The sequence below is a fragment of the Streptococcus sp. HMSC065C01 genome, assembly GCF_001813525.1.
GTDB lineage: Bacteria > Bacillota > Bacilli > Lactobacillales > Streptococcaceae > Streptococcus > Streptococcus parasanguinis_V.
In genome coordinates, this window is the sequence record NZ_KV812859.1 from 171,374 (window position 1) to 188,064 (window position 16,691).

The 16,691-nt window shown below is 44.2% G+C and carries 12 protein-coding genes; 3 read left to right on the top strand and 9 right to left on the bottom strand.

Annotated features, from left to right (window positions below; genetic code table 11):
• The first annotated feature begins 18 nt into the window (after positions 1-18).
• Positions 19-471, top strand: a complete 453-nt coding sequence (locus HMPREF2918_RS09465) for a universal stress protein (protein ID WP_003008541.1) — start codon at positions 19-21, stop codon at positions 469-471.
• A 36-nt stretch (positions 472-507) separates the two neighbouring features.
• Here HMPREF2918_RS09465 and HMPREF2918_RS09470 read toward each other — a convergent pair whose 3' ends face one another.
• Positions 508-1,908 carry a Cof-type HAD-IIB family hydrolase gene (locus HMPREF2918_RS09470; RefSeq protein ID WP_070595396.1) on the bottom strand — a complete coding sequence of 467 codons (1,401 nt, stop codon included), beginning with the start codon at positions 1,906-1,908 and terminating at the stop codon, positions 508-510.
• A gap of 62 nt (positions 1,909-1,970) precedes the next feature.
• Here HMPREF2918_RS09470 and HMPREF2918_RS09475 point away from each other — a divergent pair, with 62 nt between their 5' ends.
• Positions 1,971-2,933: an asparaginase gene (locus tag HMPREF2918_RS09475; RefSeq protein ID WP_070595398.1), complete on the top strand. Its 963-nt coding sequence runs from the start codon at positions 1,971-1,973 to the stop codon at positions 2,931-2,933.
• Positions 2,934-3,649: 716 nt separating this feature from the next.
• Here the strand turns inward: HMPREF2918_RS09475 and recG are convergent.
• The 8 genes from recG to manA form a co-directional block, all read right to left on the bottom strand.
• A complete protein-coding gene (gene recG / locus HMPREF2918_RS09480; protein WP_070595400.1) occupies positions 3,650-5,665 on the bottom strand; it encodes an ATP-dependent DNA helicase RecG in 2,016 nt (671 codons plus the stop codon).
• 60 nt (positions 5,666-5,725) lie between these two features.
• Entirely contained in the window at positions 5,726-6,838 is a 1,113-nt protein-coding gene (gene alr / locus HMPREF2918_RS09485; protein ID WP_070595402.1) for an alanine racemase, read from the bottom strand.
• Positions 6,825-7,190: a holo-ACP synthase gene (gene acpS / locus HMPREF2918_RS09490; protein WP_070595404.1), complete on the bottom strand. Its 366-nt coding sequence runs from the start codon at positions 7,188-7,190 to the stop codon at positions 6,825-6,827. The genes alr and acpS overlap by 14 nt, the downstream gene beginning before the upstream one ends.
• 86 nt (positions 7,191-7,276) lie before the next feature.
• Positions 7,277-8,305 (bottom strand): 3-deoxy-7-phosphoheptulonate synthase, encoded by a 1,029-nt coding sequence (locus tag HMPREF2918_RS09495; protein WP_070595405.1) that lies wholly within the window; start codon positions 8,303-8,305, stop codon positions 7,277-7,279.
• Positions 8,306-8,357: 52 nt separating this feature from the next.
• Positions 8,358-10,877, bottom strand: a complete 2,520-nt coding sequence (gene secA / locus HMPREF2918_RS09500; RefSeq protein ID WP_009731577.1) for a preprotein translocase subunit SecA — start codon at positions 10,875-10,877, stop codon at positions 8,358-8,360.
• A 174-nt stretch (positions 10,878-11,051) separates the two neighbouring features.
• Positions 11,052-12,896 (bottom strand): APC family permease, encoded by a 1,845-nt coding sequence (locus tag HMPREF2918_RS09505; RefSeq protein ID WP_070595406.1) that lies wholly within the window; start codon positions 12,894-12,896, stop codon positions 11,052-11,054.
• Between the two features lie 375 nt (positions 12,897-13,271).
• Complete coding sequence (locus HMPREF2918_RS09510) at positions 13,272-14,012, bottom strand: MerR family transcriptional regulator (RefSeq protein ID WP_070595409.1); 741 nt, start codon at positions 14,010-14,012, stop codon at positions 13,272-13,274.
• A 279-nt stretch (positions 14,013-14,291) separates the two neighbouring features.
• Entirely contained in the window at positions 14,292-15,236 is a 945-nt protein-coding gene (gene manA / locus HMPREF2918_RS09515) for a mannose-6-phosphate isomerase, class I (protein ID WP_070595410.1), read from the bottom strand.
• Positions 15,237-15,351: 115 nt separating this feature from the next.
• Between manA and queG the strand changes: the two genes are divergently transcribed.
• Positions 15,352-16,491 (top strand): tRNA epoxyqueuosine(34) reductase QueG, encoded by a 1,140-nt coding sequence (gene queG, locus HMPREF2918_RS09520; protein WP_070595412.1) that lies wholly within the window; start codon positions 15,352-15,354, stop codon positions 16,489-16,491.
• Positions 16,492-16,691 lie beyond the last annotated feature (200 nt).

Genomic DNA, 16,691 nt, shown 5'->3' on the forward strand with positions numbered 1-16,691 from the left:
CTATAAGGAGGTAGGATTATGTCTCAAAAATACGAAAACATTATGGTCGCTGTCGACGGTTCTCATGAAGCAGAATTAGCCTTTGAAAAAGGGGTTAACGTTTCTCTTCGCAACGGCTCTAAATTGACGATTGCCCACGTCATCGATACCCGTGCCCTTCAAAGCGTCTCAACTTTTGATGCTGAGGTCTACGAAGAATTGCAAGAAGAAGCCAACGAATTGCTCAAGGGCTACAAGGAACGTGCTGAAAAAGTCGGCGTTCAAAATGTTGTGACTGTTGTAGAAATGGGAAATCCAAAAGTCCTCTTAGCCAATGATATCCCAAGTAAGGAAGGGGTTGACCTTATTATGGTCGGAGCTACCGGACTCAATGCCTTCGAACGGTTAATGGTCGGATCCTCCTCAGAATATATCCTTCGCCACGCCAAAGTAGACTTACTAGTGGTACGTGATAAGGATAAAACCATGTAAGAAAGAAAAAGTTTGGAACCTTTGTTCCAAACTTTTTTAGTTGTCTTTTTTTGCTTCTTTTTGTTTCGCGTGTTTTTCGTAGGCCTTGAGCTGGCGATCGAGTTCTTTTTGGATAGCTGGTTCTGGGGCGTATTTTTCTTCCCAATCATCTGGCTTCAAAATCTTGTGAGTCACTGGATCAAAGTGCGCTCTTCCATCTGGGAAAATCTTACCCATATTTGCCCGATGAACAATCTCAAAGACCTCTTCAGGATCCACTCCCATTAGAACAAAGCTACCATAAGTCAGATAGAGGGTATCGATCAAGGCATCGACCTGTCCCACCATGGAAATCTCAGCCGGATGCTTGCTACGCACCTTATCTACAGCCTTATCCAAAGCTTCGTGAAGGGCCGCTACCGAGCGATCGAATTCTTCCTCACTTGAGCTAGCTGCTCGAACAAATTCCACCAGTTCCTCTTGCTTGAACATGGTCCGATAAAGGGCATCTTGAGGTTGCCAGACCACTGGTTTCTCCTGGGTTTCCCCATCCATTACACCATGGAAGGTTTTGACCTTATTGAAGTGATCATCCTTAGAAAGAAAGAGTTCTTTCTCTGAGAGAATACCAAAGTGTTGCAGGGCCTTTTGGATGCCATCCTTGCCATTACTAGTCGTGGTATGCTTGGCAATTGCCTTGACACTGGTCGTTCCATTTCCCATCGCAATAGACAAGCCAACACCTGACAGCATCTCTAAGTCATTATCCGAATCTCCAAAAGCCATCACTTCATCGATGTCAAAGCCAAATTCCTGACCAACGATGCGGATCCCTTCTAGTTTGGAAATGCCTGGGTTGAGGACGTCTGCTGCAAAAGGACTAGACCGTGTGAATTTCAGATCCGGAAACTCTTTTTCAATTATTGCAGTCTCCTCTGGACTCGATAAGATCAACACTTGGTAGATTGGTTCTTGCGCTAGTGCATAGAGGGTATCCTGATCTTGTGGGACGACCTTGCTGACCACTTTGTTAAATCCTCGACTGACGGTACGGGCCATTTTGCGGGGCACAAAGCGACTGGACCAGGTTGAAATAGGACTCATCCCAAAACTCATGATCCGAGAACCAAATACCCCATCCTTGGTACCGAGAGCAATTTCCTTACGGTGTTCTCGAGCATAGTCAATTAGTTGGTGCAGACTCTTTTTATCGATTGGGCTGGTATACAACACGCGGTCCTTGGTCAAAATATACTGACCATTATAGGTCACAGCAAAATCAAAGCCATAGCGTTCCATAAACGGTTTGACAAAGGCCGGTCCCCGCCCTGTCGCAAGACCTACATAGATTCCTTCTTCCTTTAAAGACTGAATGGCTTTTTCTGTTGATTTTAGGACCGCTCGACTATCATTGACCAAGGTTCCATCGATATCAAAAAAGACTGCTTTTATTTCCATGTCTACTGTTTCTTTCTTTTTATGATAAAATAAATTATATCACATATTCCAAGGAGCTTCACATGTTTAAGAAAATTTTAGCACTACATACCGGAGGGACCATTTCGATGGCAGCAGATGACTCTGGGGCAGTGATTACCAATGAAGTCAATCCCATGACCCAAGTCACTTCACCAATTGAAGGAATTGCAGTCACCTCGGAGGACTTCTTCAACCTTCCCAGCCCTCAAATGACCCCTCGTCACATGTTAGCCCTATTTCAAAAAATCAAAGAGGAAGCCCACAAATACGACGGCATCGTTATTACCCACGGAACAGATACGCTGGAAGAAACGGCTTATTTCTTGGATACCATGGAGTTACCAGAGATCGCTGTGGTCATTACAGGAGCTATGCGAAGCTCCAACGAGCTAGGAAGCGATGGCGTCTATAATTTTCTGACAGCCCTTCGAGTGGCTGCCGATCCAAAAGCACGCGATAAAGGCGTCTTAGTCGTCATGAACGATGAAATTCATGCGGCTAAGTACGTCACCAAAACCCATACCACCAATGTCAGTACCTTCCAGACACCAACCCACGGTCCACTAGGTTTGGTCATGAAAAAGGAAATCCTCTTCTTTAAAACAGCCGAGCCAAGGGTGCGCTTTGATCTCGATACCATCGATGGGTTCGTTCCGATCATCACTACCTATGCAGGGATGAAAACCGATCTGCTGGACATGCTGGATCTTTCAAAGCTTGATGGCCTCATTATCGAAGCCTTTGGAGCAGGAAACATCCCTAAAGAAACGGCACATAAACTCCAAGAGTTCATAGATGCAGGCCTTCCAATCGCTTTAGTATCCCGTTGCTTCAACGGAATCGCTGAACCCGTCTACGCATATGAAGGAGGAGGCGTCCAACTCCATCAAGCAGGTGTCTTTTTCATCAAAGAATTAAATGCCCCCAAAGCGCGCATCAAACTCCTCATCGCCCTCAATGCCGGCCTAAAAGGACAAGAACTCAAAGACTATATCGAAGGGTAAACTAAGATACAAAGCCCGTAAAATGCCAAGTGAAAATAGGGAGTAGGACAGAAGCGATACTTTGGCAGACGCTTCGTCGTCCTACCCCCACAAGGCTGATTAGGATTCTTCCGAGCTGATAGGCGAGAGAAGAGTCCAATCAGCTACTGTGTCTTGAAGTTAGTACTCGTATAGTTGGCATTTTTTCACACAGCATTTAGGGCATGTTCAATTAATAAGATACAAAGGGCGTAGCGGATACAGTCAAAATAGGGAATACGACGAAGAATCCAAAAGATTCTAGGAGGATTCATCTTTTTGATACAATCCGCAGCCCGTGTTCAATTAATAAGATACAAAGCCCGTAAAATGCCAAGTGAAAATAGGGAGTAGGACAGAAGCGATACTTTGGCAGACGCTTCGTCGTCCTACCCCCACAAGGCTGATTAGGATTCTTCCGAGCTGATAGGCGAGAGAAGAGTCCAATCAGCTACTGTGTCTTGAAGTTAGTACTCGTATAGTTGGCGTTTTTTCACACAGCATTTAGGGCGTGTTCAATTCGTGTAACGGCAAGCACTATGGTGCCTTGCCTAAACGACTCACTAACTCCTCAGGTGGATAGTATCGATCCACCTTCGTCCTGTCGCATTTCATCAAGATACAAAGCCCGTAAAATGCCATCTTAAAGGGAGTAGAGTGGAATCCAAAGAATTTCCACTCTACTCCCTTTTTTGCGTCTAGTCTAAATGTTCTTTCTTTTCTAAATATAGCGAGAGCAAATGCCAATCTGGGTGTTCGCGCCAATCTGGCGTGGCTACGATCTGGCTGGCAACTTTCCTTGCTTCTTCCAGAATGGGATAATCTTCTACCAAATCCGCCACTTGAAATTCTGGAATCCCAGATTGACGGGTTCCAAAGATTTCACCTGAACCCCGCATTTTCAAATCTTCTTCCGCCAGCACAAACCCATTGGTTGTCTCTGTCATGATTTTCATGCGCTGCTTGCCACTATCTGTCTTAGGATTGGCTACTAGAATAGCATAGGATTGCTTGTTTCCCCGACCAACCCGACCTCGAAGCTGGTGAAGCTGGCTAAGACCAAACCGATCTGCATCCATAATGACCATAACGGTTGCATTGGGTACGTTGACTCCTACTTCAATAACGGTCGTAGACACCAAAACATCGACTTGGTGCTCTTTAAAGGCCTGCATGATGGCATCTTTTTCTTCACTTTTCATCTTCCCGTGAAGAAGAGAAACGCGTGCTCGCTGTCCAAAGAAGGTCTCTAGCTCTTCTTGGAGGGCAAGGGCGTTTTTCAAATCTAGCGCCTCTGATTCCTCGATCAAGGGAGAAATAAAGTAAGCTTGAGAACCTTTGCCAAGTTCTTTGACTAACCAGTCGAGGACCACTTCTAACTGCTCATGCTTGACCCAGCGCGTCATGATTTCCTTGCGTCCCGCAGGCATCTGGTCAATGATGGACACATCCATATCTCCAAAGGCTGTAATAGCCAAGGTCCGGGGAATAGGGGTAGCCGTCATCATCAGGACGTCTGGATTTTGTCCTTTTTCTCGAAGGATACGGCGCTGGGAAACCCCAAAACGGTGCTGTTCATCAATAATGACCAAGCCTAGATCTTGGTAGTGAACTCCCTCTTGAATCAAGGCATGTGTCCCCACAATCAGTTGAGCAGTTCCTGAGGCGATCTCTTCTAAGACTTCTCGTTTCTCAGCCGCCTTTAATCCTCCTGTTAGAAGGGCAATTGGCAAATCTGGAAAAAGATTTTGCAAGCTTTCCTTGTGTTGCTCTGCCAAAATCTCCGTTGGAACCATCAAGGCAGCTTGCTTACCAGCGCTTAAGGCTGCATACATGGCAAGACCGGCCACGACTGTCTTCCCGCTTCCCACATCCCCTTGTAAGAGGCGGTTCATATGATAAGGAGAGGCCATATCTGTCAAGATTTCATTCAAGCTGTTTTCTTGAGCTTGCGTTAGCTCAAAAGGAAGCTGTTTTTTTCGTTCTGCTAATTTTTCTGGATCCCAGCCCAAGGAAATCCCTTGGCTGGCATCGTGATTTTCTTCTTTTAGCACTTGGAGTTGCAGCTGGAAAAAGAGGAGCTCTTCAAATTTTACCCGGCGAAGGGCTTGCTTGTACTCTGCCAGCTCCTTAGGAAAATGCATAGCTTGCACTGCTTGGGAACGAGACATAAGTTGATAACGATCCCGCAAGACTTGGGGTACATTCTCTTCTAAAAGCTGGTCCAAGCCCTGGTCGAACGCTATTTTGATCAATTTCACCAGGCTGTTTTGGCTCACTCCTTGCGTCACTCGATAGACCGGCTGCAAATCATCTTCCACTTGAGCCAGGAGTTTCATCCCTGTCAAACTGCCTTTGGCTTTGTCCCATTTTCCAAAAATCGCCACTGTCTGCTGGACCTCAATTTTGTCTGCTAGATAGGGTTGGTTGAAAAAATTAACCGCAATCACTTGGTCTCCCTGTTTGATCGAAAAACGCAAGCGATTTCGTTTGTAGCCATAATATTGGACATTGGCTGGTGTTGCTACCAGCCCAGAGATGACGGCTTTTTCACCATCTTCCAACTCTAAAACATTGCGCGTTTTGAAGTCTTCATAGCGAAAGGGAAAATACAAGAGCAGATCTTCTAAAGTTTCAATCCCTAACTTTTTAAATTTTTCCGCCGATTTTGGACCAACTCCAGGCAGTACGGATAAGGGTTGGTGTAGATTCATTTCTCCTCCTTTCTTTTATAAAAAAGCAGGTCCATCCGGGAAAATCCCACCTGCTTCTTCTTATTCTTCACCTGTATAGTCACGAGGAATCCGATCACTCAAGAGACAGACCACTTCATAATTAATGGTACCACGGTAATCTGCAACCTCTGTTGCCGTGATTTCTTTTTCGCCCTCTCGTCCAATCAGGGTAACCTTGGTCCCCAGAGGCAATTCTTCAGGAAGGCGAACCGTTATCTGGTCCATCGAAACGCGACCAACAATGGGACAATAGTCCCCCTTAATCAGAACATGAAAGTTTTGCATTTCCCGGATCCAACCATCCGCATAGCCGATAGGAATCGTCCCGATCCATTGGGGTTCTTCTGTCGTATAGGTTGCCCCGTAGCCAATATCTTGACCAGCTTCCAACTGTTTCACATGAACTAATTCGCTCACCAAACTCAAAGCTGGCTTAATTTCATATGGCAAGGCTAACACAGATCCGCTCGGATTCAAGCCATACATGACATCTCCCAAGCGTACAGCTGTGAAAATCGTATCCGCATGCCACAAAGAAGTGGCTGAATTACTCGCATGGACAATAGGAGGAAGGATTTCAAGAGCAGCCAATACTTCTTTGAAAAACTGGTATTGCGCTTGAAATTTTCGATCATCTGCCTCATCTGCTGTTGCAAAATGAGTAAAGATCCCTTCAATTTCAGCTCCAGCTGCTAAGAGGAGGCGTTCAGCCTTTTTGATATCTTCGATTCTTCGGAATCCAATCCGCCCCATTCCTGAATCCACCTTGATATGGACCTTCAATCCTGAAAGATCTGCTTCTTGTCCAAGCAATTGATCCAACCAAGCAAGACTCGCCACCGTTAAGCGGATGTCATGCTCTTTGGCTAGATTCACTGTTTCACTTGGCACAACTCCCAAAATCAAAATAGGGTGTTGCAAGCCTTCTTCACGGATTTCGAGGGCTTCATCCATATTGGAAACACAAAAACCATCTACCTGAGGCTCCAATTTTTTGGTCACTGCAACGACCCCATGACCATAGGCGTTGGCCTTGACGACTGCATATTTCAAGGCTTGACTCGGAATATGCTCACTGACTTGTTGCACATTAAAGGCAATGGCATCCAAATCGACTCTAGCAACCGTTGGTCTATGTTTACTTGCTTTCATTTTCTTCCTCCAAAATGACACTGGTCGACACTAGGTCTCCCTTATGACTGATCGAAATCCATACCTTCCCAGAAAAAGGAGACTTGGAAAAATAGGGAGCTCCGTGGGCATCATTTAAAATTTCTAAATCTTGAAAACCAACTGGTCCAATCCCTGTTCCCATTGCCTTTGAAAAGGCTTCTTTGGCGGACCATCGGCCCGTTAAATATTCCATTTTCCGTTTTCCAGACAATTCCTCAAAGCGCTCTCGCTCAACCTCGGTTAAGACTTTTTCAGCGAATCGAGTATTCTTCTGATAGGCTTTTTCAATCGCAGCGATCGATTCGATATCGATGCCATGTCCTTTGATCATCTTGTTTTATCCTTATTTATCGTTTCAGTATCGTTTTACTGACAAAAGAGAAGGGGCTAAAGAATCACTCCTTCCGCCCCTGCCTTTTACTTATTCATCGTTGCAATTTCTTTGACCAAGGCCTGTGTTTTTTCCCAACCCAGGCAAGGGTCTGTGATGGATTGACCATAAACCACTGGTTCATTTTGACGGCCATCTTCTAGATAGGATTCAATCATGAAACCACGAACTAAAGTTGCCAAATCCTTGTTCCAAGCACGGTTCATCATGGTTTCTCTCACGATGCGTACTTGCTCTTCGAATTGTTTGCCAGAGTTGTCATGGTTGGTATCCACCAGGATGAAGGGATGTTGCAAGCCCATTTCGCTATAGCGTTTTGCTGCCGCTAGCAAATCTTCATAATGGTAGTTTGGAATATTCTTACCACTTGCATCCAAGCCCCCACGAAGGATCGCATGAGCTAAAGGATTTCCTGATGTTTCCACTGCTTGGGCATTGAACAAAAAGTTTTGGGGATGTTGGGCTGCATAAATCGCATTGAACATAACAGAAAGATTCCCAGAAGTTGGATTCTTCATACCTGTCGGAGCAGAGATCCCACTAGATACAAAGCGATGCTCCTGGTCTTCAACTGATCGCGCTCCAATGGCATGATAAGAAATCAAATCTTCAACATACGGAAGACTTGCTGGATAAAGCAACTCATCCGCAGTTGTCAAACCAGTTTCTGTAATCACACGGTAGTGGAGATGTCGGACTGCTTTCAAACCGTCCACAAAGCTTGGTGCTGCATGTGTATCTGGTTGGTGCATCAAGCCTTTATAGCCATCCCCATTGGTCCGAGGTTTAGCCGTATAGACCCGCATCACAATGAAAATCTGATCTTTGACTTGCTCTTGCAAGTCTGCCAAACGACGGGCATAGTCCATCACAGCTTCTTCATTATCAGAAGAGCAAGGCCCGATCACAAGAAGGATCCGTTGGTCTTCTCCTTTGATAATAGCTTCCAATTCTCGATCACGCGCTTCTTTGCGCTCCAAGGCTGAACCTTCCAAGCGGTAAAGCGAAGTGATCTCTTGCTCATCAATCTTATTGCTCTTCGTAATGAATACCATACGGCCTCCTTATGCTAGCTAGACCCATCCTCTTTCTATTTCAGAGGAGCTCTTAAAATTTACGTCCGTGACAGTTTTTAAATTTCTTGCCTGAACCACAAGGGCACAAATCGTTGCGTTTCACTTGTGACAAGTCAATATCTGCTGGAATATCTTGTTGTTGCGCTGCAATGTTGCGAGTCGCAGTTGTTGAAATACTGTGTTCCGTACGTGGACGTTCTTGTTCGTGAATTTGGGCTTTCATCATGAGACGAGTCACATCAAATTCAATCGATCCGATCATATCGTTAAACATACGGAAACTTTCTGATTGGTATTCTACCACTGGGTTGTTTTGCGCATACCCACGGAGTCCAACCGCATTTCGCAATTGATCCAAAGCATCGATATGGTCCGTCCACTTGCTGTCCACCACGCGAAGGATCAAGACTTTTTGGAATTCTTGCACAGACTCTTCGTCACGCAATTTCGCTACTTGGCTAGCATAGATTTCTTCTGCACGTGCATACAAGTAATCGATGACTTCCTTGTCAGATTTTCCTTCAATATCGCTTGCAGAAATCGTATCTTCCGGAACCAAATTGTATTTGGCAAAGTTCAGAATCGCTTCAACGCGTTCTTCCTTACTTGAGTGGCTGGCTCCTTCAACAATCCGTTTGATGGTCCGTTTGATCATGGCCTTGATTTCAGGCGCCAAATCACGGTTAGCTGTGATGACATCATAGCGTTCAGCGTAGATAATTTCCCGTTGTTCCCGCATCACGTCATCGTATTGAAGGACTTGTTTACGGGTATCGTAGTTGTTTCCTTCAACCCGTTTTTGAGCACCCTCTACCTGACGGGTGAACATGTTTGAACGGATCACTGATTCTTCTTCGCTCAACTTGAAGCGATCAAGCACTGCTTTGATCCGTTCAGAACCGAAACGACGCATCAATTCATCTTCAAGAGACAAGTAGAATTGAGATTCACCTGGATCTCCTTGACGTCCTGAACGTCCACGAAGCTGGTTATCGATCCGACGGCTTTCGTGACGTTCTGTCCCGATGACACAAAGTCCACCAAGTTCGCGAACACCTTCACCAAGCTTGATATCGGTACCACGTCCGGCCATGTTGGTCGCAATAGTAACAGCACCACGTTGACCAGCGTTCATGATGATTTGCGCTTCTTTGTAGTGGTTTTTCGCATTCAAAACTTCGTGAGGGACACCTGCTTGAACCAACAATTGAGAAAGGTAATCACTGGTTTCAACGGCAACGGTACCCACGAGGACTGGTTGACCTTTTTCATGACGAGACTTGACATCTTCCACAACAGCCTTGAATTTTGATTTCAAGCTTGGGTAGAGAAGGTCTGGATGGTCAATACGGGCAATCGGACGGTTGGTTGGAATTGGAATCACGCGAATGTTATAAATTTCACGGAATTCTTCTTCTTCAGTTTTCCCTGTCCCTGTCATCCCTGACAACTTCTTGTACATACGGAAGAGGTTTTGGTAAGTAATCGACGCAGATGTTTTGGTTTCTTCTTGAACTGGAACACCTTCTTTGGCTTCAATCGCTTGGTGAAGTCCGTCAGAATAACGACGTCCTTCCATGGTCCGACCAGTAAATTGGTCGACGATCAAGATTTCTTGATCTTCGCTGACCACATAGTCGATATCCAAAATCATGATGTAGTTGGCACGAAGGGCATTGTCGATAAAGTGAGTCAAAGCTACGTTTTCAATATCGTACAAGTTTTCAAGATTAAAGTAGCTTTCTGCCTTATCAATCCCTGAATCAGACAAACCGATGGTTTTAGATGGGACGTCGATAATGTAATCATCCTCGTTTAAGGTCTTCACATAAGCATCCGCCATGTGGTAGAGCTGGCTCGTATCAGAAGCTGTCTGACCAGAAACGATCAACGGAGTACGCGCTTCGTCAATCAAGATCGAGTCTACCTCATCGACCAAGGCATAGTTCAATGGACGTTGAACCATGTTTTCTGCACGCACAACCATGTTGTCACGCAAGTAGTCAAAACCAATCTCTGAGTTGGTTGAGTAAGTGATATCACAGAGGTAAGCTTCTTTTTTCTCAGCTGGAGATTTTGCTGCAAGGTTGATCCCTACTGAAAGGCCAAGCCATGAGTAAAGTTCTCCCATCTCTGTTGCATCCCGCTCGGTCAAGTATTCATTGACGGTGACAACGTGCACCCCTTTGCCAGACAAGGCATTCAAGTATACCGGCATGGTTGCTGTCAAGGTTTTTCCTTCCCCTGTACGCATCTCTGGAACGTCACCATGGTGAAGGACGATTCCCCCCATGACCTGAACCTTGTATGGGAACAAACCAAGAACCCGTTTTGCAGCTTCACGAACAACTGCAAAAGCCTCGTACAAGAGATCATCCAAAGACTCACCATCTTGGTAGCGTTGCTTAAACTCAACTGTTTTCGCTTTTAATTCGTCATCCGTCAAAGCTGCCATTTGGTCTTCATAAGAAAAGACCTTGTCAGCCATTTTTTCAAGGCGTTTGATTTCGCCTCGATCATTTTCAATAATTGTTTTTAATAAATTTGCCATTTTTTTCCTTACTTTGAATTTTTCAAAATCTAAAATGTTCTTTTTATTCTAGCATTTTTTAAACATTTTTTCAAGATCAAGGCTGTATCTTACAAGACTTTCGAGTGGTTTTTTTCGTGTGAGAAAATCCAAAAAGATGCCTGCTTAAGCAGACATCTTTTCTTTAGGCGATCGTTATTCAGACAAATGGTAAGAATAGCTTGCCACAACCACTTCTTCATGCCAACGAAGTGCATACTTCAATTTCAAACTCATTTGGTTGTGGAGAACATTTTGCCAATGTTTTTTAGGAATAAATTGAGGGACTAAGACTGTAACAGTGTTCCCTTTTTCCTTGGCCTCCTCAGCTACTTTTGAGACAAATTCAACCGTTGGTTGGATAATATCTCGGTAACTCGTCATGACATTTTCAAAGCGAATATGAGGGAAATAACGCTTAAATTCTTCTGCTACCTCAGCGTCTTTAACCTTGGTTTCTTCCGTTGAGACGTGCATAGCTATAACATCTTTTCCTAGGCTATTTGCATAACTCATAGCTCCCACACTTACTTGAGTGACATTCCCAACAAGAACAATGACAGTATTGCCCGCGTAATTTGTCTTTTCGATCTTCCTTCCCAAACGCAATTGAGCCGCAACTTTATCATAGTGATTACGGATACTTAAGAACATCCAAAGCAAGAGACCAATAATAGGGAAGAAGGGCCAGATCTCACCCAAACGGAATAATAAGAGGATCAAGACAATCCCATAACAGATGGCTGCCCCCAGGATATTGGCAAGGGAATACTTAAGAAATCCTTTTTGATATTGGCGTTTCCAATGAATGACCATCCCTGTTTGAGAAAGGGCAAAAGGAATGAAGACCCCAATGGTATACAGCGGAATCAAGCTTTCTGTTTGTCCATCAAAAATCAAGAGCAAGACGATGGCACCAATCGCCAAGGTCAAAATCCCATTAGAATAGCCCAGACGATCCCCTTTTTCCATATACATGTGTGGCATGTATTTATTTTTAGCCATGTTAAAGGCCAACATTGGAAAGGCAGAGAATCCTGTATTAGCCGCAACTGCCAAAATCAAGGCTGTTGACAATTGGAAGACGTAAAAGAAGGCTTGTCCGACTGGGGAATTCCCTAAGATGGCTTGGGCCATTTGGGCTAGAGTCGTTACCCCTTTTGCTGGAACGACACCCACCCAGTAATTGAGGAAGGTAATTCCCGCAAACATGATCCCCAAAATCAAAGCCATAATGGTCAAGGTAGAGGCTGCATTCTTTGCTTTTGGTTTCTTAAAGAAAGGAACCGAATTGGAGATAGCTTCAACCCCTGTTAGGGAAGCCGATCCACTCGTAAAGGCCCGCAACAAGAGAATGACACTAACCCCTGAAATGGTTTGACCCACATGAGCAGTTGCGTTATAGGCCAAGTGACCCGTCAAGATTTGGATCACACCATAGCCGATCAAGGCAATGGTACTGACAATGAAAAGGTAAACCGGAATCATCAATGATGTGGCCGATTCGCGTAGCCCCCGAAGGTTCATCAGCATCAAGATCAAGACCAATAAAATGGAAATGTGAAGATTATAAGGATGAAGAGATGGAATCGCTGACGTAATGGCATCTGCACCGGAAGACACAGATACTGCTACTGTCAGCATGTAGTCGACTAAGAGACTCCCACCAGCGATCAAACCCGCTTTGGGAGACAAGTTCTCCGTAGTCACCATGTAGGCCCCTCCCCCTTGAGGGTAGGCATGAATGACCTGGCGATAAGAAATCGTTAAACTGGCTAGGAGAACCAGGACCACAATCCCAATCGGAATAGACCACCAAATGGCTCCCGCTGAAACGGTCATCAAGACCAGGATAACTTGCTCTGGACCGTAGGCGATAGAAGAAAGCGCGTCACTAGAGAGCATGGCCAAGGCCTGCATTTTCCCTAGCAATCCGCCTTCACCTTCTGCACCAGATTTCAACGGACGGCCAATAAACCATTTTTTCAATGTTGAAAACATAAAAAACTCCTTGAAAAAAGATCATGAGGCCGGGAGTTCCCTGCCTCTTTTTCATAAAACAGGGGTTATTCTACTCCTTTTTTTCAAGACTGTCAACTAAAATTGTGAAATTTTCATAAAACTTTCATTATGTTCATTCATTCAAGCTCTCTTAGATCAGCCAGCTTCTTTTCAAATTGATCCAAGCAAAAAACGAGGCTGGGACAAAAATCCTAGCCTCTCAATTGTTTTTGGATTGTCGAGCAAGACGCAGTGGTTGAGCGAGCTCTACTACACTGGTTTCATCAGTTTTTACAGCCCTACTCAACTGTGCGGAGGTGGGACGACGAAATCGAATTCTAACGAATGACCAATTTCTGTCCCACTCACACTTTTTTATTTTGCTTGATTTTCGACATAAAAGGCAATGACATCCGAAGTGTACTGGGCTGTGCCAACTCCAAACTTGTCGATGTTTTCCTTGAATTCTGGATTATAGACATAGCCTTTGCCGATATGGCCAAAAACTTCTATAGAGCAGTCAAATCCATACGTTCGAATCGCGTCTAAAAGTTTGGCGGCTTGATCTTGGTTTTCATTTGCAGATACGGATAGACCATCTTTGAGATTTTGCGCCAAAGTTTGAAAAACTTGGTTGAAGGCTTCCGTAGCCTCATCTTCACGCCCCTTTTGACGTTCAAGCGCTTGATCCATGACTTCTTGACCGTACTTATCTACCGCCTCTTGCTGGTATTTTTGAGTATCTTGGTAGCTAAATCCAGTAAATTTTTCCTCAATGGTCATTTTTCTTTCTCCTTTTTGTTCTTGAATGGTTTTTTGCAAGGTAGAAATCAAGGTATCCAGACGTTGTCTTTCTTGAGTCAAATAGTCCAACTGTTTGGTCAAATGGGGCAATAAGTTAGATTTTTCTTCGGCTAAGAGTTCTGCTATTTGGTCTAAGGAAAATCCTAGATACTTGTAGTAGAGAATCACCTGTAATCGTTCTAAATCTTCTTGATTGTATGTCCGATAGCCATTTTCAGATTTCACAGGGACGAGAAGTCCTATCTTGTCATAGTGGTGCAAGGTCTTGACAGAGACACCTGACAGCTCTGCAGCTTCTTTGATATGGTACATGATTTCCTCCTTATACTCAATGAAAATCAAAGAGCAAACTAGGAAGCTAGCCGCAGGTTGCTCAAAGCACTGCTTTGAGGTTGTAGATAGAACTGACGAAGTCAGTAACATATATACGGTAAGGCGACGCTGACGTGGTTTGAATTTGATTTTCGAAGAGTATTACAAGGATAGTATAACCCCTCCCCTTAGGTCAGAGTCAAGACTTAACATAAAAATTGTTTTCAGATAAAAAAGGCTTGAGTTGTTCCACAACTTTTAACTCAAACCCTTTCTTTTTTATGGATGACTCACGATCAATTCTAAACCTTGCCCTTTCAAAGTCCAAGATTCAACATCGCTCGGTAAGATAAAGTGACTTCCTTTTTGAATAGGATAATCCTTCCCATCTACCGTCAATTTCCCTTCTCCGGCTAAGACGCTCAACAAGCTGTAATCAGCGGTCTTTTCAAAATCAGCTTTTCCAGTCAGTTCCCACTTATAAACAGTGAAGAAATCACTGGCAACCAAGGTGGTCATACGAAGATCATCGATCACAACTGTATCTGGATGGCTATTGGCAGGCTCTCCAATGTTCAAGACATCAATTGATTTTTCAAGATGAAGCTCCCGCAAGTTTCCTTGAGCATCCTTGCGGTCAAAATCATAAACCCGGTAGGTGGTATCACTCGACTGTTGGGTTTCAAGGATCAAGATTCCAGATCCAATCGCGTGCATGGTCCCGCTTGGCACATAGAAGAAATCTCCAGCCTTGACAGGAACCTTTGTCAGTAAGGCATCCCAGTTCTTGTCCTCAATTTGCTGACGGAGTTCTTCTTTTGACTTGGCATTGTGTCCATAGATAATCTCGGACCCTTCATCGGCCGCAATCACATACCAACACTCGGTTTTTCCAAGTTCTCCTTCATGCTCCATCGCATAGGTATCATCTGGGTGCACCTGTACACTAAGCCAATCGTTGGCATCCAAAATCTTTGTTAATAAAGGAAAGACAGGCTCTTTACGATTACCGAATAATTCCCGGTGTTCTTGATAGAGCTGGTCCAATCCCATTCCTTCGTATGGACCATTGGCCACTTTAGAAACGCCATGCGGATGGGCCGAAATCGCCCAAAATTCCCCGACATGGTCGCTCGGAATTTCGTAACCAAATTCTTCTTTCAGACGAGTTCCTCCCCAAATTTTTTCCTGCATGACTGAATGTAAAAATAATGGTTGTCCCATAATATCCTCCTCGCATTTCATGTTTCTATTATACAAAAAAAAGAAAGTTTTTGAAAGCCCTTTCCATTATTTTCCTCTCTCGCCAGAAACTTCATTTTTGTGTATAATGAAAGGGATGACACTAAAAGAAAACATTATCCAACTGGCGCATTCTATTGGGATATCAAAAATTGGCTTTACAACTGCTGATGACTTCGCTTATTTGGAAAAATCGCTCCGCTTGGCCGTTGAGGAAGGACGGAATTCTGGATTCGAGCATAAGAATATTGAAGAGCGCATCCACCCCAAATTAAGTCTCTCCTCTGCCAAGACCATCATCTCAATCGCTGTCGCCTACCCCCACAAACTCAAGCAACAACCTCAAAAAACAGCCTATAAAAGAGGAAAATTTACGCCCAACAGTTGGGGATTAGACTACCATTATGTTCTTCAAGACAAGCTCAACCGCTTAGCTGCTGGGATTGAAGAAATGACGCAGGATTTTGAATATAAGGGCATGGTCGATACTGGAGCACTGGTTGATACGGCTGTCGCCCAACGAGCAGGGATTGGCTTTATCGGAAAAAATGGCTTGGTCATTTCAAAAGAATACGGTTCTTACATGTTTCTGGGCGAATTGATTACCAACCTCGAAATCGAACCGGATCAGCCAGTCGACTATGGTTGTGGAGACTGTCGGCGTTGTTTAGATGCTTGCCCAACCTCCTGTTTAATCGGGGATGGCTCTATGAATGCCAAACGCTGTTTGTCCTTCCAAACCCAAGACAAGGGCATGATGGACCTAGAATTTCGCAAGAAAATTAAAACGGTCATCTATGGATGTGATATTTGTCAGATTAGTTGCCCTTATAACAAAGGGCTAGATAATCCCTTAGCAACGGAAATCGATCCTGATCTGGCTCATCCAGAGTTGATTCCTTTTATCGAGCTGTCCAACGGACAATTTAAGGAAAAATTCGGACATGTTGCTGGAAGTTGGCGAGGAAAGAATATCCTCCAGCGCAATGCCATCATTGCATTAGCCAATGCCAATGACCGCTCGGCCATTCCTAAGCTCCTGAACATCATCGAAACTTCACAAAATCAGATTCATATTGCAACGGCTATCTGGTCTTTAGGGCAACTGCTCCGTGAAGTCACGCCAGACCTTGTTGAGCTCTTACGGAATATCAAACATCCGACCGATGCTATCATAGAAGAACGAACTGCTTTCTTTGAAAAATTCGGCATTCAAGCAGATTCACAGCTACAATGAAAAAATACTAAGATTGTAACCTTAGTGTGAAGGCGTATACAAATTGCTATTTTATACAAATCTATTAACTTCTGTAAAAATAAAAAAATTTATTCGTTAGAATTATTCAATCATCAACTGAAACTTTCCGACGTGAGAAAAGCTCTTGAAACTTAATAGTTTCAAGAGCTCGGGAGTTTTGAGACCTTAGGCTCAAAACT